Below are 14,936 nucleotides of genomic sequence, written 5' to 3'. Positions count from 1 at the left end.
TGACGCGGCCACGCTGAGTGACGGCTGAGCTTCTCCGGGCAGTAGGTGAAGTCGTCCGAAAATGAGCCGTGGTCAAGGAGTTTGGGATGACAGTTCGGGGCCGTGGAAGAGATCGTGCTCCGGTTGAAGGAGCTCTTGTTCCCGTCGATCGCGGACGTTGCGGTGCTGTCGGTGGACGTGAGCATCGCGATAGTGCGGGTCGACGCGGAATGCGCTGCGAACGGTGCCGCTTGCCCGGCGTGTGGGGTCTGGTCGAACCGGGTTCATGGTTCCTACCTGCGGTTTCCCGCTGATTTGCCCAGCGCCGGACGAAGCGTTGTTCTTCAGCTGAGGGTCCGCCGGTTCGCCTGCGGGAACTCGGGGTGCACCCGCCGCACCTTCGTCGAGCAGATCCCCGGCCTGACCCGTCGGCACGGTCAGCGGACCGAGCGGCTGCGCGCGACGCTGGCCGCGGTCGGTCTCGCCCTGGCGGGCCGTGCCGGCGCCCGCCTGAGCTCCGCGCTCGGGGTCTGCGTCAGCCGGAGCACCGTCCTGCGCCTGGTCGACGCCCTTCCCGAGCCGGAAGTGCCCGCCCCGCGTGTGGTCGGCGTTGACGAGTACGCCACCCGCAAGGGCCGCCACTACGGCACCGTTCTCGTCGACGTCGAAACCCGCCGCCCTGTCGACCTGCTGCCCGACCGGGAGGCATCGAGCCTGGCGGCCTGGCTCGCCCAGCGACCTGGCGTCGAGGTCGTCTGCCGGGACCGCGCGCCGTTCTTCGCCGAAGGCGCCACCGCCGGTGCACCGCAGGCCGTCCAGGTCGCAGACCGGTGGCACCTCTGGCACAACGTCAGCGAGGCCACCGAGCGGAGCGTCGCCCAGCACCGTCGCTGCCTCCGCGCTCTGGTCCCCACGGTCCCCGAACCCGGACCCGAACCCAAGGCTGTTCCGGCCGCGGACTCGTCCGGTTCTCCCTGGCCGCGCGGGCACGGATTCGCCGACCGGACCCGAGCCCGGCATGCCGCCGTCCACGCACTGCTGACGGCGGGACACAGCCGGCGCTCGGTCCAGCGGCAGCTCGGGATGACCTACCGCACCGTCAAGCAGTTCGCCGACGCCGCGACGCCGGAGGAACTGTTCACCGGTCAGTGGCAGAACCGGCCCTCCGTCCTCCACGACTACAAGCCCTATCTGGACGACCGCTGGAGCGGGGGCTGCACCAACGCCTGGAAGCTGTGGGAGGAGATCGTGCCACTCGGCTACAAGGGCAGCTACCAGCGCGTTCGCGCCTACCTGCACGACAAGCGCACCTCACCGCAGCCGGTGACCGCCCGGCCGCCCTCGCCCCGGACCGTCGCCAAATGGATCTCCGCCGTCCGGACACCCTCACCGAGACCGAGCAACTCCAGCTCAAGGCCGTTCGGACGCACTGCTCCGAACTCGACGCCCTCACCGGGCACGTCCGCTCCTTCGCGACCATGCTCACCGAACGCCAGGGCGAGCGCCTGCCCGACTGGCTCGACGCCGTCCGGCAGGACGACCTGCCTAGCCTCCACACCCTCGCCGCGGGCATCGACCGCGACCGCGACGCCGTCATCGCCGGCTTGACCTTGCCCTGGAACTCGGGCGTCGTCGAAGGGCATGTCAACCGGATCAAGATGCTCAAGCGTCAGATGTTCGGCCGGGCCGGCTTCCAGCTGCTGAGGAAGCGAGTCCTGCTCGCAGGATGAGCTCTGGTGCCGTGCGATAGATTGCGGGCGACACGAGAGAAGAGCTCGCATGGACTCCCGCATCCCGCGGTTGCGACGCAAGCTGGCACGCATCCCCTACGCGCCCAACCGAAGCCACTCCTTTGGGGAGGAGCGGCACGAATTTCGTCTCGCCCCCCGCCTCACCAAACGTCAGGCAGAAGCCTTTCAGGCCGAGCATGACGTGGAACTCCCGCAGCCCTATTGAGACTTCCTCACCAACATGGGCGGCAGTGGTGCATCTCCGTACTACGGACTGATCCCGTTGGAGGACTGCACGCTCTTCACGATGAACTCCAGAGACGCCAGCACGGGCTCAAGAGGATTCAGCCGGGCCTATCGCCCCACCCGCCGAGGTGACCTGTTCCTGCACGTCATCGAACGCGGCTGCAGCGATCTCGTCCTCATAGGCATAACCGGCCCTCTCACCGGGCGCATGCTCACCGGCAACGCAGACGGCTTCTGGGGCCCGAACGTCTCCTCAGCCCCGGACTTTCTCGCCTGGTATGAACGATGGCTCAACCACATGGCTGCCGGACAGGACAACCGAGCTCTGGCGCTCACCTCACCCCAGCTCCGAGCACACCCGATTCGGCAGCGGCTCGCTCACTAGCCGTGACCACTCCACAGAACCTGAGCCAGAACCCGAGTCTTGACAGCACTGCGGTTCTTGCCAGGGCAGCATCTGGTCGATTGCGAACTCGTACGGATCGAGCGCGCGGTAGCACGCGGCGGGAGTTTCTTCCGAGGCTCCGGCCAGGCGGAGTTCACCGCCTTCCGCACCATCCGGTACGTCACTCCGTACTTGAGCTCCAGGGCTCGCATCGACGTACCGGCACGGTGGTCACGCCGGATCGCCGCGTACAACTCGACCTTCGACATCTGCGGCATGACCAGCACCTTTCACCAGGAGCATCCCGACGCGGTCGCATGCCCCGGGCCGGCCGCAGCCGGCGCCGCGAGCGCCGCCGGCACCGCCACCGCACCGCGACCGACGCACGGACGAGTGCGGCCCTGCACGCCGCGGTTCACGAAGGCGCGCGGCTCCCCGCGCCACCTTCGTGAAGCAGTGGTGAAGACCCTGTGGAAACGGAGGCGGTGAGGCCGCTTATGATGCGCCCACAGATCACGCGGGGCCAGGGGAGGGTGCGGCATGTTCGGCAGGCTGTTCGGCGGTGGCGGCGGGGAACGGACCCCGGCGGATCCGCACGCCTTCCCCCCGCCCCAGCGGGAGCGGAACGGCACGTACCGGCTGCACGCGCTCGGTGACCGGCGGGTGCTGCGGATGATCGAGGCCGCAGGGTCGAGGAACTGGCCCGCTCTCAAGGAGGCGATGGCCCCCTTCGACCTCGGGCACGACAACCACCTCCTCGGCGAACTGAGCGACCTGCCCCGTCTCGAGGAGTGGATCGGACGGCCGGCCGCCGAGGACAAGGAGCACCGGGCGACGGCGCTGCTGATATCCGGGGCGCGCCACATCGTCTGGGGCTGGGAGGCACGCACCTCCGCCCGTGCCGTGGACGTCACCCGGGAGCAGTGGCGGGTGTTCCACGAGAGGCTGGAGATCGCCGAGGAGCAGCTGCTGGAAGCCGCAGAGCTGGAGCCGGGGTGGATCGCGCCGTGGCGGCAACTGCTCACCTCGGGGCGAGGGATGTCGCTCGGTCCCGCGGTCACCGAGGCGCGCTTCGAGGCGGCTCTGCGCCGCGACGACCTGGACCTCGCGACCCACCTCGCCTGGCTCTCGCAGTTGCAGCCCCGCTGGGGAGGCGGTCCCGGCGAAGCTCTCGCCTTCGCGCGCCAGGCGTTCTCCCGCGCGCCGGAAGGGCATCCCCTCGGCTGCGTGATCGCGATGGCCTACATCGAGGAATGGGTCGAATCCGACGATCCCGAGGTCGTGGAGACCCCCGAGATCCGGGCCGAACTGAGGAACGCGGCGGACCGCAGCATCCTCCATCCCTCGTACGTGCGGCAGCCGGGCTGGCAGTACGAGTTCAACCTGTTCGGCATGGCCCTGGTACTGGCCGGCGAGACCCACACCGTCCGGCGGGTCTTCCAGGCCCTCGACGGCGCGTACACCGAGCAGCCTTGGTCCTACTTCTCCGATCCCGAGAAGCAGTTCGCCCGCGCGCACCGCCGCGCCTGACGCTGCCGGGCCCGGCGCCGGATGCTTCCGGCACCGCGCCCGCGCCGCCCGCGCGCCTCCCCGGAGTCGTGCCGGCCGGCCTGTCGGGCCGGACCGCCGACGCTCCGCCCTCCCCTTGGCCACCCTCTGACACCCCCGGATGCCCCGATGACGCCTCCTGACATCGCCGCGACCCCGGACGGCGCCGCCGAACGCACCTTCCAGGTCGATCTGCGCGGACTCGTCGACCTCCTCTCCCACCACCTCTACTCCAGCCCGCGCGTCTACCTCCGCGAGCTGCTGCAGAACGCGGTCGACGCGCTGACCGCCCGGTACACCCTCGCCGGAACCGGAACCGGAACCCTCGTGACCACCGGAACCGCCACCGCCGGCGCCACCGGCGCCACCGGCGCCCCCGGTACCTGGCCCGCCGCCGGCGAACCCGTCCCCGGCATCCGCGTGTACGCCGACGGCTCCGTCGTGCGCGTGGAGGACGACGGCGTCGGCCTCACCGTCGACGACGTGCACACCTTCCTCGCCACCATCGGCCGCAGCAGCAAGCGCGCCGACGAGATCGCCGAGCAACGCGGCGACTTCATCGGCCAGTTCGGCATCGGACTGCTGTCCTGCTTCCTCGTCGCCGACGAGATCCACGTCCTCAGCCGATCCGCCCGCACCCCCGACGCGCCCGCCGTCGAATGGCGCGGACGCGGCGACGGAAGCTACACGGTCCGCACACTGGCCGCCTCCGCGCGCCCCCGGCCCGGTACCACCGTGACCCTCACCCCGCGCGCCGACGCGGGCGAGTGGACCTCCGCGACGCGCGTCCACGGCCTGGCCCGCCACTTCGGCTCCCTCCTGCGCCACCCCGTGACCTTCGACGACGGCGGCCGGGGGCCCGTCGTCCCGGTCAATCCCGAACCGGCGCCATGGACCCGCGACCACCCCACGCCCGGGGCACGTTCCCGCGCCCTGGCCGCCTACGGCGAGGAGGTCCTCGGCTTCACGCCGCTCGACACCATCGAGCTGGACCTGCCGGCCGTCGGCCTCCGCGGCATCGCCTGCGTCCTGCCCGACGCGGTGCCCGCCGGACGGGGCAACGGCCACCGGGTGCACGTCAAGGGCATGCTGCTGTCAGAGCAGGCCGCGGAGATCCTGCCCGACTGGGCCTTCTTCGTCCGCTGCGTCGTCGACGTCGAGAGCCTGCGCCCGACCGCCTCCCGCGAGGCGCTGTATGAGGACGACACCCTGGCGGCCGTCCGGGACGCGCTGGCCGATCGGCTGCGCGCCTGGATCGCGCGCGCCGCGGCGAGTGACCCCGAACTCCTCGGCCGCTTCCTCCAGGCCCACCACCTGGCCGTCAAGTCCCTCGCGGTGCACGACGACGAGATCCTTCGGATGCTGCTGCCGTGGCTGCCGTTCGAGACCACCGCCGGGCACACCACCCTCGACGAGTTCGCCCGCACCCACCGCACCGTGCTGGTGACGTCGAGCGTGGAGGAGTTCCGGCAGGTCGCCGCGATCGCCTCGGCCGCCGGGCTGGGCGTCGTCAACGGCGGATACACCTACGACCGCGCGCTGGTACACCGGCTGCCCGAGGTGACCCCCGGCGTCTCCGTCGCCGATCTGGACCCGGCGACCCTCACCGCGCACCTCGACCCCGTCGACCGGGAGACGGAACTCGCCGCCGCGGCCTACCTGGCCCTCGCGCGGGAGGCCCTCGCCGTCTTCGACTGCGACGTCGCCCTGCGGGCCTTCCAGCCGGCGTCCGCTCCCGCCCTCCTCGTGGACAGCCGGGAGGCACGCCACGAGCGCACCCGCTCCCGGCTCGCCCGGGAACAGGAGGGCGGGCTGTGGGGCGACATCCTCGGCGCGCTGCGCCAGGAGGCCCCCCGGGCGCAGCTGATCCTCAACCAGTACAACCCGCTGGTCCGCACCGCCGTCACCATCGGTGAACCCGAGCTGGCCCGGACCAGCGCCGAAGCCCTCTACGGGCAGGCCGCGCTGCTGTCCCGCCGCCCCCTGCGGCCCGCCGAGTCCAGCCTGATCAACCGCTCCTTCCTCGACCTCCTCGCCCACGCCCTCCGCAAGAGCTGACCTCCGCAAGGACTGACGATGCCGACCGCAACCCACCCCCAGAGCACGGACGAGCTGTACGCGGCGCTCCGGGACAACGACGCGCGTCCCTACGGCCGCCCCCGCACCGTCACCGCCGAGGAACTGGTCGACGCGGCGGAGCAGTTCGACGACACGACCGCTCTCGTGCGGGCCCTCTTCGATCTCCAGGAGGCGTACACCTACGGCTCCGAGCCCCGGAAGTCGCCCGTCGTCTTCGCCCGCCTGCTGAACCTCTTCGACGAGCAGCCCGACGTCTTCGACGAGCGCATGCGCCACCTGCTCTTCTGGCGCTTCAAGTGGGTGGCCGGCGCCCTGCGCGCCCTGCCCGAGGTGCCGCTGTCCGGCCTGCGCCAGTGGCAGCGGGAGATGCGCGACCGCTACGAGAAGGCCGGCCTCGGCCTCCAGCCCTGCTACGGGCAGGCGTACCAGCTGGCCGTCCACCTCGGCGAGGACACCACCCGGGCCTACGAGCTGTGGGCGGGCCGCGCCCGCACCCGGCTCAGTGACTGCGAGGCCTGCGAGATCTGCGAGCGCGCCCTGTTCCACCTTGCGGCGGGCGACGACGGACGGGCGCTGACGGCCTGGGACCCCGTCCTGGACGGGAAGCAGTCCTGCCAGGAGGAGCCGGCCCGCTCCGTCTCGTACGCGCTGCTCCCGCTGCTGCGCACCGGGCACGCCGACCGGGCCCGCGAACTCCACCTGGCCGGCTACCGGGCCTGCCGCCGCAACCCCGCGATGGCCCCGGAGGTCGGCCGGCACTTGGAGTTCTGCGCGCTGACCGGCAACGAGGCCCGCGGCCTGGAGCTGCTCGCCGAGAACCGGGCCCTCTTCGACGAGGTCGAATCGCCGCGCGACCTGCTCGACTTCCTGACCGGGGTGCAGGTGCTGCTGCGGCGGGTCGAGCACCTCGGCCACGGCCAACTGCCCGCCGCCGGCTGGGCGGGCCGCACCTGGACGGTCGCCGCGCTGTGCGCCGAGGCCGCCACCCGCGCCGACGACCTCGCCGCCCGCTTCGACGCCCGCAACGGCACCACCGCCCACACCGACCGCCGCCGGGCCCGCCTTGACCGGACCCCCTTGCTCGACTCCCTGGAACTGGCCCTGCGCACCCGGGCCCTGGACGACCTGGCCGCGCCCGGCGCGCCCGCGCCCACCGCCGCGGCCGGGCCGTCGAGGGGGGCCGCCCCCCTCCCCGCGTCGGTGCCCGAACTGATCCGCCGGGCACGGGCGCTGGACCTGGAGGGACATCCCGACGCCGCCGCCTGTTGGGCGCGTCTGCGCACACTCGTCGCGGCCCCCGGATACACCCACCCCGACGACCCCGAGCTGGGGCCCTTCGTCCGGCTCTGCGCGGAGCTGCTCGACGACGAGGCGGGCCTGGCGAGGGACCGGGACGAGCCGGAGACCGCCTTCGGGCTCTACGAGGAGGCCGCAGGGCTCTACGAGGACGCCGGCGAGCCGGGTGACGCGGCCGTCGCCCGCGCGTGTGCCCTGCTGTCCGCCACCGAGCTCCCGCCCGCGCCCCCGGAGGGCACGGAGCCGGGCCCCGGACCGGACGCGCGGGGCGACGCGAGCCGGCCGGAGCAGGACGAGGCCGAGAGCAGGGCGGCCGCGCTGACCGCCGCGCACGCCGCCGTGGTCCGGCTGCACGAGGAGACCTCCCCCCTCACCCCGCAGCAGGAGGCCCGGCTCCTGCGGGTACGGGCCTCCGTGCTGGGCATGCGGCTCCAGGTCTCGGGGCGGAAGGAGCACGTCGCCCCGGCCGCCGCCGAGGCGGAGCTGCTGCACGAGTTCGCCGTGCGGCACGGCCTCCTCGGGCAGGCCGCCGGCGCCCTCATCCTGCGCGCGGGCACCCATGCCCTCTCCGGCGACCTGCCCACCGCCGCCGCCGGGCTCGACGCTCTCCAGCAGCGGCTGACCGAACACGGCCCCGCCTGGTACCTGCCGCGCACCCTCGCCCTGCGCGGCCGCGTGCGGCGCGGACTGCAGGATCCGCACGCCGCGTACGCGGACCAGTCCGAGGCCCTGCGGCTGGCGGCCGACTGGCCGGACAGCTTCGCCGCGACCGCCCGGCTCCACGCGGACGCTGCCGACACCTGCCTACACCTGGGCCGCCCCGGCGACGCCCTGCGGCACCTGACCCGGTCGGCCGAGATCGACCTGCGCGCCGGGTCCCGGATGGACGCGTTCTGCGCCTACGGCAACGCCGCGCAGCTGAGCCTCGACCTCGGCCGGATCGAGGACGCCATCGCACTGCTCGACTCCCTCCTCACCGAACCCGACGCCGTGGCGGGGCAGCTGGACGACCGGCTGCTCGCCCAGCTGCGGCTGACGCGCGCCCGGGCCCTGCACGCGGGCAGCGACCTCAAGGCCGCGACGGCGGAGTTCCTCGCGCTGTCGGCCGAGTCGTCCGGCTGGGACGACGACCCGGGCAGCCACGCCATGATCGCCGCGGAGACGGCCGTACTCCTCGCCGAGGCCGGGGAGTTCGACCGCGCCCGGCAGGCGGTGGAGCAGGCGGTCGCCGCCCACGGCCGGGCCCCACGCTACGAGCAGCTCAGCAACGCGCTGCGGGAGATCGCCCGTCTGCGCGCCCAGCAGCAGGGACCCGAGGGCCTGCCCGGCGCCCGCGAACACCTCGCGGTGGCGGCCCGGATCGCGGACGAGGCACGGGAGGCCGGGTACACGGCGCGCGGCCGTTCCCTGGACACCGCCCTGGCCTACGAGCACGGCCGGGTCAACGCGCACGCGGGGCAGTACGAGGAGGCCCTGGTGGCCCTCGACCGGGGGATGGGCCTCATCGGCGACCCGGGGGAGGACACGGACCTCGCCGGGGAGTGGACCGAATGCGTCCGCCTCGCGGGAGCCGTGGAGGGCATCTACCTGGAGCGCACCGCCGCCGCGCTGTCCCGCCTCGACACCGCGGCCCGGCGGCTGACCGAGCTGGGTCACACCGAGGAGAGCGAGGAACTGGCGTCCCTCGCACAGCGGCTGCGCGACCAGGGGTAGCGCGACGCCGCGGCCCCGGGGGCACCGCCTCGGGGGCCGCGCCACAGCCGCAAGGGGCGCGGCCCGGACGCTCCGGCCCCGCCGCGGCGCCCCTCCGGGCGACTTCCGGCACACGGCCCGGTGACGGACGAGTCCGGGGCGGCGAAGGTGCGACCGGGGTGCCGACGACCGCCCCTTCCGGAGCGACCGGATGCTCAGGAAAGGCTCAACGAATCCCCGTCCCCGTCCGCGGGCACGGCACGGCACGGCACGGCACGTCATGGTCGTGCTCCGCGAGGCAGGCGCCGGGCCGACCGCCGCTGAACAGGGGGATCATGATGTTCGGAGCGATGGACATGGCGACCAAGGTCGCCGCCGTGCTGACGCTGGCCACCGTCCTGGCCCTTTCCGTCGCCGCGATGCGCCGGCTCCGCGGGCGGCGTCGCTGACCCGAAACCATCCGCGTCCCCCAGACCGCCCCGGCAGCCCGGACGACTCGGGGTGTCACACTCCGCACCGGCACCCCGCGCACACCGCGCCGGGTGCCCGGCCGGGGCGGACGAGCCGGTTTTCCGGCGGTGCGAGGTCCGCTGTCCGGTGTCGTCGCGCAGGCTGTCCGCGAGCATGAGGTGCCTTCGCCTGCCCGGGCTCGAGGCACCGCGCTCAGAGTCCGCCGGCCCACCCGAAGGTGATGTTGTAAGCGCGCTGCAGCGCGTGCCGGCCGTGATCGCCGTCCCCGTAGGCCCATGCGAGGCCGATGGCGAACCAGAGCAGGACGATTCCTCCGGCGATGCCGAGGGCGACCCGTTCGCCGTTCCAGGCGAGCACGACCGCCACGAGAGTCACGATGAGCGCCCCGAGGTGGGCTCCCCGCAGATCGAGCGGCGCGGCCCTCCGTGCCGCTCGGGTTCTGGCCCGCTCGGCGGCGAAGCGCTCCTCGCGAACAGACTGCGGCTCGTTCTCGTCGAAGTTCAGCATCCCCGTCCCTGTCGCTCCATGGGCCAGACCCGCGGCGTACGGAGCCGGCTCACGATACCGATCGGCTGCAGTCCACGTCGTCGAACGACGGGGACGCTGTCAGGCGCTCGACGAACGCCCGGAAGTCCGCGGCCAGCGGGAGCTCCGAGTCGAATTCCACGTCGAACCGGTCAGAAGCGGTTCCAGAGACCGCACTGCGGTCCGCAGGTCCTGATCCGTGACGTCAAGAGGCTCCGGCAGGCTCAGCCCGTACCAGCGCAGCCGCCAAAGGTCGAAGCCCGCGCAGCGGTCCACTCGGAGAACCGCCGGTGGACCGTCTGCCATGAGGCTCCGAAGACCGGCGGCAGCTGCCGCCAGGTGCCCCCTGAGGTGGCGACAAAGATGATCGCGGCGAGCACCGCGCGATCATCGGCTCGCCGACGGCCACCACCTTGCGGCCTCGTGGGGATCGACGGTCTCACAGCCCGGAACAACTCCCACAGTCCCTCCGGCACCAGCCCCTCAACGAAGGCCATCGAGCGCAGCCCCCTCCGCCAGTTCCGGACTCACCGAATCTGCAGCGTCCTTCCAGGGCGCCCCGAGTCGCGCCAGGTAGTGCCACACCTGCGTGGGATGCTCCTGGAGCCAACCCTGAGGCGAGAACGGCTGAGCCATGTCCTCGACGCACAGCCGTCTTTCGAACGTGCGTATCCGAACCTGCTGACGTCACTCTTTCCGCACTCCGGGGTCGTCCCGGCACACTTTTGAGTGGACGTTGACCACCAGTTATCACACTGTGCCGAAAGAGTAGTGCCGCGGCAAAACAGCAGAGCCGGCCAGCCGTATCGGCTGGCCGGCTCTGCTCGGAGTCCGCCTCGCTGGCTTGGCAAGGGATGCATGACATGCTGGACATATGGGTGTCGACGTCCTGGCGGACGACGCTCCTGGCTCGTCTCCAAGCTGGCCGCGGACGCATCGGGCATGGCACGGGCACCGCTCGGGCTACGCGCGGCGCGGTCCGGCCGACGGTGAACCGGGTTGCGAAGGGCCCGGGTCACCGTCGCCGATCTTGGCCGGCGCCCCCTCGCGGAGCGACCTCCCGTAGGTGACGAGCCGGCCCTGATGCTGCCGGAGTCGCAGCTCCTCACCTTCCGGTGCCGCCGCTACCCGGCGACGGCCGGCCCTCCGGCACCTGGCGGCCTCGGTGTCAAATGCCCCGAACCTGGCAGCCGCAGCGGTGCCCCTGAACCCGCCTTGCGCCCTCCCCCTCGTGGGCACAGGCATCCAGAACCCCTTGCCCGAGCCGTCCGGTAGGCGTTCGCCCGTGTACGGCCAAGGCAGCCAGCTCACATCACGCGGTGTCGGGCGCCGGCGGGGCCTGGACTGCCTTGGTGAGGGCTGCGGGTGCATCGGGATGCGCGAGATAGACGGCTGCCGCGAGGCTCTGGAGGCAAAGGCGCAGGGCATCTATCTGTCCGCACAGGTACTCGTCGCCCTCGCCGCGATAGGTTCGTGCGAGCAGCCGGTCAAAGTCCGACAACAGGTGGGAGATGCCTCCGGCGAACTGCCGTTCACCTCCGCAACCGGACTGGTCAGTCTCTGCTAGTCGCTCGCGCAGGAAGACGATCAGCCTCCGATCGCGTGCCGGGCTGCATTCTGCCGGGTGGACGGCGATGACGGTCATGACGACTCCCCTCGCCAGGCCCAGGCCTGGCAGGTGTGAAGGAACGGTGTGCCGCATCGTGGGCCGCCGATGCTCTCGGGGCCCACTGGCCAGATGTGCTGTGGGAGCAGACGCTCCCAACCTCCGTTGCACGGCGGCTATGCTGCCTGCGGGGCGTGTCGACTACGCCCCACAGACGCCAGCGGTTTGGTTGGACTCCGGATACCCCAGTGGTGCAAGGCGGCCGCTAATTACCCACTGACAGACGAAACCCCGGTGCAGGCACACCGGGGCACGCGACTGAGCTGCGCTCCATTGAGAGCAGCAGCTCGTCGGCCGGGTTACCGCGTCTGCCGAGGACCCATCTTTGCCAGTCCTCGCAGATGCGCAACAAGGAGGAAACGCAGTTTCCCCCTTGTCGGAGACGGAGGCATCGCGGTGCAGGCCAGCACCGCGCATGCCGGTCTCGGGATGAGCCGTCTGCGCTTGTGGTAGTAACACCGAGAAACGGGAGATTCCTGTGCCCGCCCCTGACGTCGTCCGTGCAGCCCTTGCCGAGCTGGGCGTCTGTACGCCGCTCCACATTCAGCAGCTCGTCGACCAGGTGATCGACGAGTTCGCGCCCACAGGCCGTGAGGACCTGGTGCTGCGATTCGCCGTCCCCGTCCCCGTGCTCGCCATGCCGGGGTTCTGCGGAATGGACGAAAGCTACGCGGCAGGCGCCGGGCGGGCGTTGCCCGCGCTGCTCGGCGAGTCCGTCGACCCGGCCCGGGCCGCGTCGAACCTGAGGACCCTCCTGGCGCGGCTCGTCGCGGAGATGGCGGCCGACCCCGGTCCCGATCTCGTGTCCTGGACGGTCAACCACCACGCTGGCGGGCCCGAGGCGGACGTCGTGGACCGGCTGTACAGCCTCGTGCTGGAGGTCGCCGAACTGGCCGCGGGCAGGATCTCCAGCACCCTCGCGGACTGCCTCCCAGGGCCCGGCCGCACACCGGGGGACTCGCCCACGGACCTCATGGCCTTCTCCGGCCCGCCGCGTACCGCGGCCGCGCTCGCCGACCTGATCGGCGACACCGCCGTCGCGCGGCTGCTGGAGCGCCTGCCCCGGCTGTGGCTGCGGGTGCCCCGGGCCGAGCTGGCCCTCGACCCGTCCGGCCTGCCGACCGAGCTGCCGGTGCAGTTCCCGCCGGTGCGGATCGAGTACACCGGCGAGATCGTGGACCGGCTCCCGGCGCCTGTCTTCACCATCGCCCCGCCCGTGGCCGCCTGAAGAAGCAGAACGACGAGTGGGTGACCGCCCGTCGGCAGTCACCCCTCCCTCGCGCCTGAGGCCCCACAGGGAGGCTTGTGCGGCTAGCCGGCGTCGCGCCGGTGCACCACCATCTCCACGCGCGTCGGGTGCGCCATCGCCGCCATGGCCTCCGTCGGAGCCTTGCTGCCGGGCCGGGGCGTGAACCTCCACTGCGGCAGGAGTGTCGCCAGGGTCAACAGGGCCTCCATCCATGCGTACTTGTCGCCGATGCAGCGCCGGTTGCCCGCGCCGAAGGGGATGACGTGCGTGCGCGGCCGTGGGTTGTCCCGGTCCGGGATCCAGCGCGAGGGGTCGAAGCGGTCGGGGTCCGGATACAGGCCGGGGTGCCGGTGCAGCGCGTACAGGCTGATGAGCACCTCCGTCCCGGTCGGGATCTCGTACCCTCCGACGGTCACCGGTTCGGTGGCGCGGCGCATCAGGCTGACCACTCCGTGCAGGCGGATCGTTTCGTCCAGCACCCGGGTGAGCACGGGCAGGTTCATCACGTCGCCGAAGACGGCCGGCCGGTCCCCGACCACGGTCTTCAGCTCGTGCAGCACTTCCTGCTCGACCTCGGGGTTCTGCGCCAGGTGGTAAAGCGCCCAGGACATCGTGCCGGCGATCGTCTCGCTGCCGGCGAAGAGCATGGTGGTCAGCTCATCGCGGATCTCTTCGTCGGTGAAGCCGACGCCGTCCTCGTCTCGCGTGGCCAGCAGCAGGGACAGCAGGTCCGTGCGGCCTGCCGGATCGGACGCGCGTGTCGTGGCGATCACGTCGTCGATCACGGACCGCATCCGGGTGGCCGAGCGGTCGAAGTCGCGCCAGACCAGCGGCCACGAGTCCATGAACTGCGGGGCCAGGGCCCGCCTCAGCATGTTCTTCAGGATGACCGGCAGGTCCTCGCGGACCGCCTTCACTGCTGCGGCGCCGATGTCGGCGCTGAACAGGGTGGCCGCGAGCGTCTCGATCGCGTAGTGCCCCATCACCTCGGTGACGTCGAGCTCCTCGCCGTGGCGCCAGGAGTCGGACAGAGCCTGCGCCCGGGCGCTCATCACCTCGGCATATTGCGCCAAGCGCTCCTTGTAGAACAGGGGCTGGACGAGACGCCGGTTGCGGAGGTGCTTCGGTCCGCTGCTGTTCGCCAGCCCTTCCCCGACCAGCTTGGCAACCTTGTCGAACAGGCGCCCCTTCACGAAGGACCGGGCCCGCTCGACGGTGACCTCGTGCACGGCCTCGGGATCCGTGACGTAGACGATTGGCATGCTGCCCGCCCGCATCAGCAGTACGGGGCCCTCGGCGTGCATGGCTCTCAGCTCGCGCAGCGGATCGCGTACCAGGCGCGGGACGTGCCCGAGCACGGGCCAGGCACCGGCGGCTGGAGGTATGTCTGCCAGAGACACGAGGGATCCCTTCACGGAGCGACGCGCACCGGTGGCCCCGGCGCTCGGGAGTGCTGTCCTTACCGATCAACTAATCGGCATCGTAGACGCCGGATGAGTGCTGCCTGAAGAGGCAACCTCGCGCGGATTCCCGAGGCGTCCTGGCCGGATGGCGAGGCGGTCCGCGGCGGGTTGGACCACTAGGGTGACCGGGGTGAATGGGGACCTGGGGGAGCTGGAAGCGACCGTGATGAGCCTGGTCTGGCGTGCCGAGACGCCGATGACCGTGCGCGAGACGATGGAGGAACTCCGCAGGCTGGACCGCCCCCTCGCCTACACCACGGTCGCCACCGTCATGGACAACCTCCACAGCAAGGGACATCTGAGCCGCCATCCGGCCGGCCGCGCCTTCCGCTACGCCGCCACCCGCTCCCAGGCGCAGCACACCGCAGCTCTCATGCTGCTCGCCCTGCACCGCGGGGGAGACCAGGACGCGGCCCTGGCCGCCTTCTGTACCGCCCTGTCCCAGGACCAGCAGATGGCGCTGCACCGGGCCCTGGCCGGGAAGGGCGAAGACGCCCGGTGAACCCCCGCAGCACTGCGGGGGCGCGGCCCGCCTGAGCACGCCTCCGGTCGGCTATGCAGGGTGAGTCTGCGGCTCAAAGTCTGCTCCGAGTAACGGGATTCACGC

General features: G+C 71.9%; 9 protein-coding genes and 3 pseudogenes. 8 read left to right on the top strand and 4 right to left on the bottom strand.

The window, feature by feature from the left end; all coding sequences use genetic code 11:
- Positions 1-102: 102 nt before the first annotated feature.
- From EAO77_RS41395 to EAO77_RS20835, 6 genes and pseudogenes are all read left to right on the top strand, one after another.
- Positions 103-1,709 (top strand): annotated as a pseudogene (locus EAO77_RS41395) (ISL3 family transposase).
- 49 nt (positions 1,710-1,758) lie between these two features.
- Positions 1,759-2,340 (top strand): annotated as a pseudogene (locus EAO77_RS20855) (SMI1/KNR4 family protein).
- Positions 2,341-2,379: 39 nt separating this feature from the next.
- Complete coding sequence (locus tag EAO77_RS38745) at positions 2,380-2,829, top strand: hypothetical protein (RefSeq protein ID WP_187283336.1); 450 nt, start codon at positions 2,380-2,382, stop codon at positions 2,827-2,829.
- Between the two features lie 51 nt (positions 2,830-2,880).
- Entirely contained in the window at positions 2,881-3,870 is a 990-nt protein-coding gene (locus EAO77_RS20845; protein ID WP_147989813.1) for a hypothetical protein, read from the top strand.
- 147 nt (positions 3,871-4,017) lie between these two features.
- Positions 4,018-5,946, top strand: coding sequence for an HSP90 family protein (locus EAO77_RS20840; protein ID WP_147989812.1), 1,929 nt, complete (start codon positions 4,018-4,020; stop codon positions 5,944-5,946).
- Between the two features lie 18 nt (positions 5,947-5,964).
- Entirely contained in the window at positions 5,965-8,976 is a 3,012-nt protein-coding gene (locus EAO77_RS20835) for a hypothetical protein (protein WP_147989811.1), read from the top strand.
- Positions 8,977-9,618: 642 nt separating this feature from the next.
- Here EAO77_RS20835 and EAO77_RS20830 read toward each other — a convergent pair.
- From EAO77_RS20830 to EAO77_RS20815, 3 genes and pseudogenes are all read right to left on the bottom strand, one after another.
- Complete coding sequence (locus EAO77_RS20830) at positions 9,619-9,933, bottom strand: hypothetical protein (RefSeq protein ID WP_147989810.1); 315 nt, start codon at positions 9,931-9,933, stop codon at positions 9,619-9,621.
- A 278-nt stretch (positions 9,934-10,211) separates the two neighbouring features.
- Positions 10,212-10,448, bottom strand: a pseudogene (locus EAO77_RS20820) (transposase); the annotation flags it as partial.
- Between the two features lie 815 nt (positions 10,449-11,263).
- Positions 11,264-11,596, bottom strand: a complete 333-nt coding sequence (locus tag EAO77_RS20815; RefSeq protein ID WP_147989807.1) for a hypothetical protein — start codon at positions 11,594-11,596, stop codon at positions 11,264-11,266.
- 499 nt (positions 11,597-12,095) lie between these two features.
- Here EAO77_RS20815 and EAO77_RS20810 point away from each other — a divergent pair, with 499 nt between their 5' ends.
- Positions 12,096-12,845 carry a hypothetical protein gene (locus tag EAO77_RS20810; RefSeq protein WP_147989806.1) on the top strand — a complete coding sequence of 250 codons (750 nt, stop codon included), beginning with the start codon at positions 12,096-12,098 and terminating at the stop codon, positions 12,843-12,845.
- An 83-nt stretch (positions 12,846-12,928) separates the two neighbouring features.
- Here the strand turns inward: EAO77_RS20810 and EAO77_RS20805 are convergent, their stop codons facing one another.
- Positions 12,929-14,266: a cytochrome P450 gene (locus EAO77_RS20805; RefSeq protein ID WP_147989805.1), complete on the bottom strand. Its 1,338-nt coding sequence runs from the start codon at positions 14,264-14,266 to the stop codon at positions 12,929-12,931.
- Positions 14,267-14,459: 193 nt separating this feature from the next.
- Between EAO77_RS20805 and EAO77_RS20800 the strand changes: the two genes are divergently transcribed.
- Positions 14,460-14,831: a BlaI/MecI/CopY family transcriptional regulator gene (locus EAO77_RS20800; RefSeq protein WP_222723684.1), complete on the top strand. Its 372-nt coding sequence runs from the start codon at positions 14,460-14,462 to the stop codon at positions 14,829-14,831.
- The last annotated feature ends 105 nt before the right edge of the window (positions 14,832-14,936 follow it).

The sequence above is a fragment of the Streptomyces sp. T39 genome (genome assembly GCF_008042045.1).
Taxonomy (GTDB): Bacteria; Actinomycetota; Actinomycetes; order Streptomycetales; family Streptomycetaceae; genus Streptomyces.
Note: the sequence above shows the minus strand (reverse complement) of the source record. Positions and strands in the feature narration are given on the sequence as shown.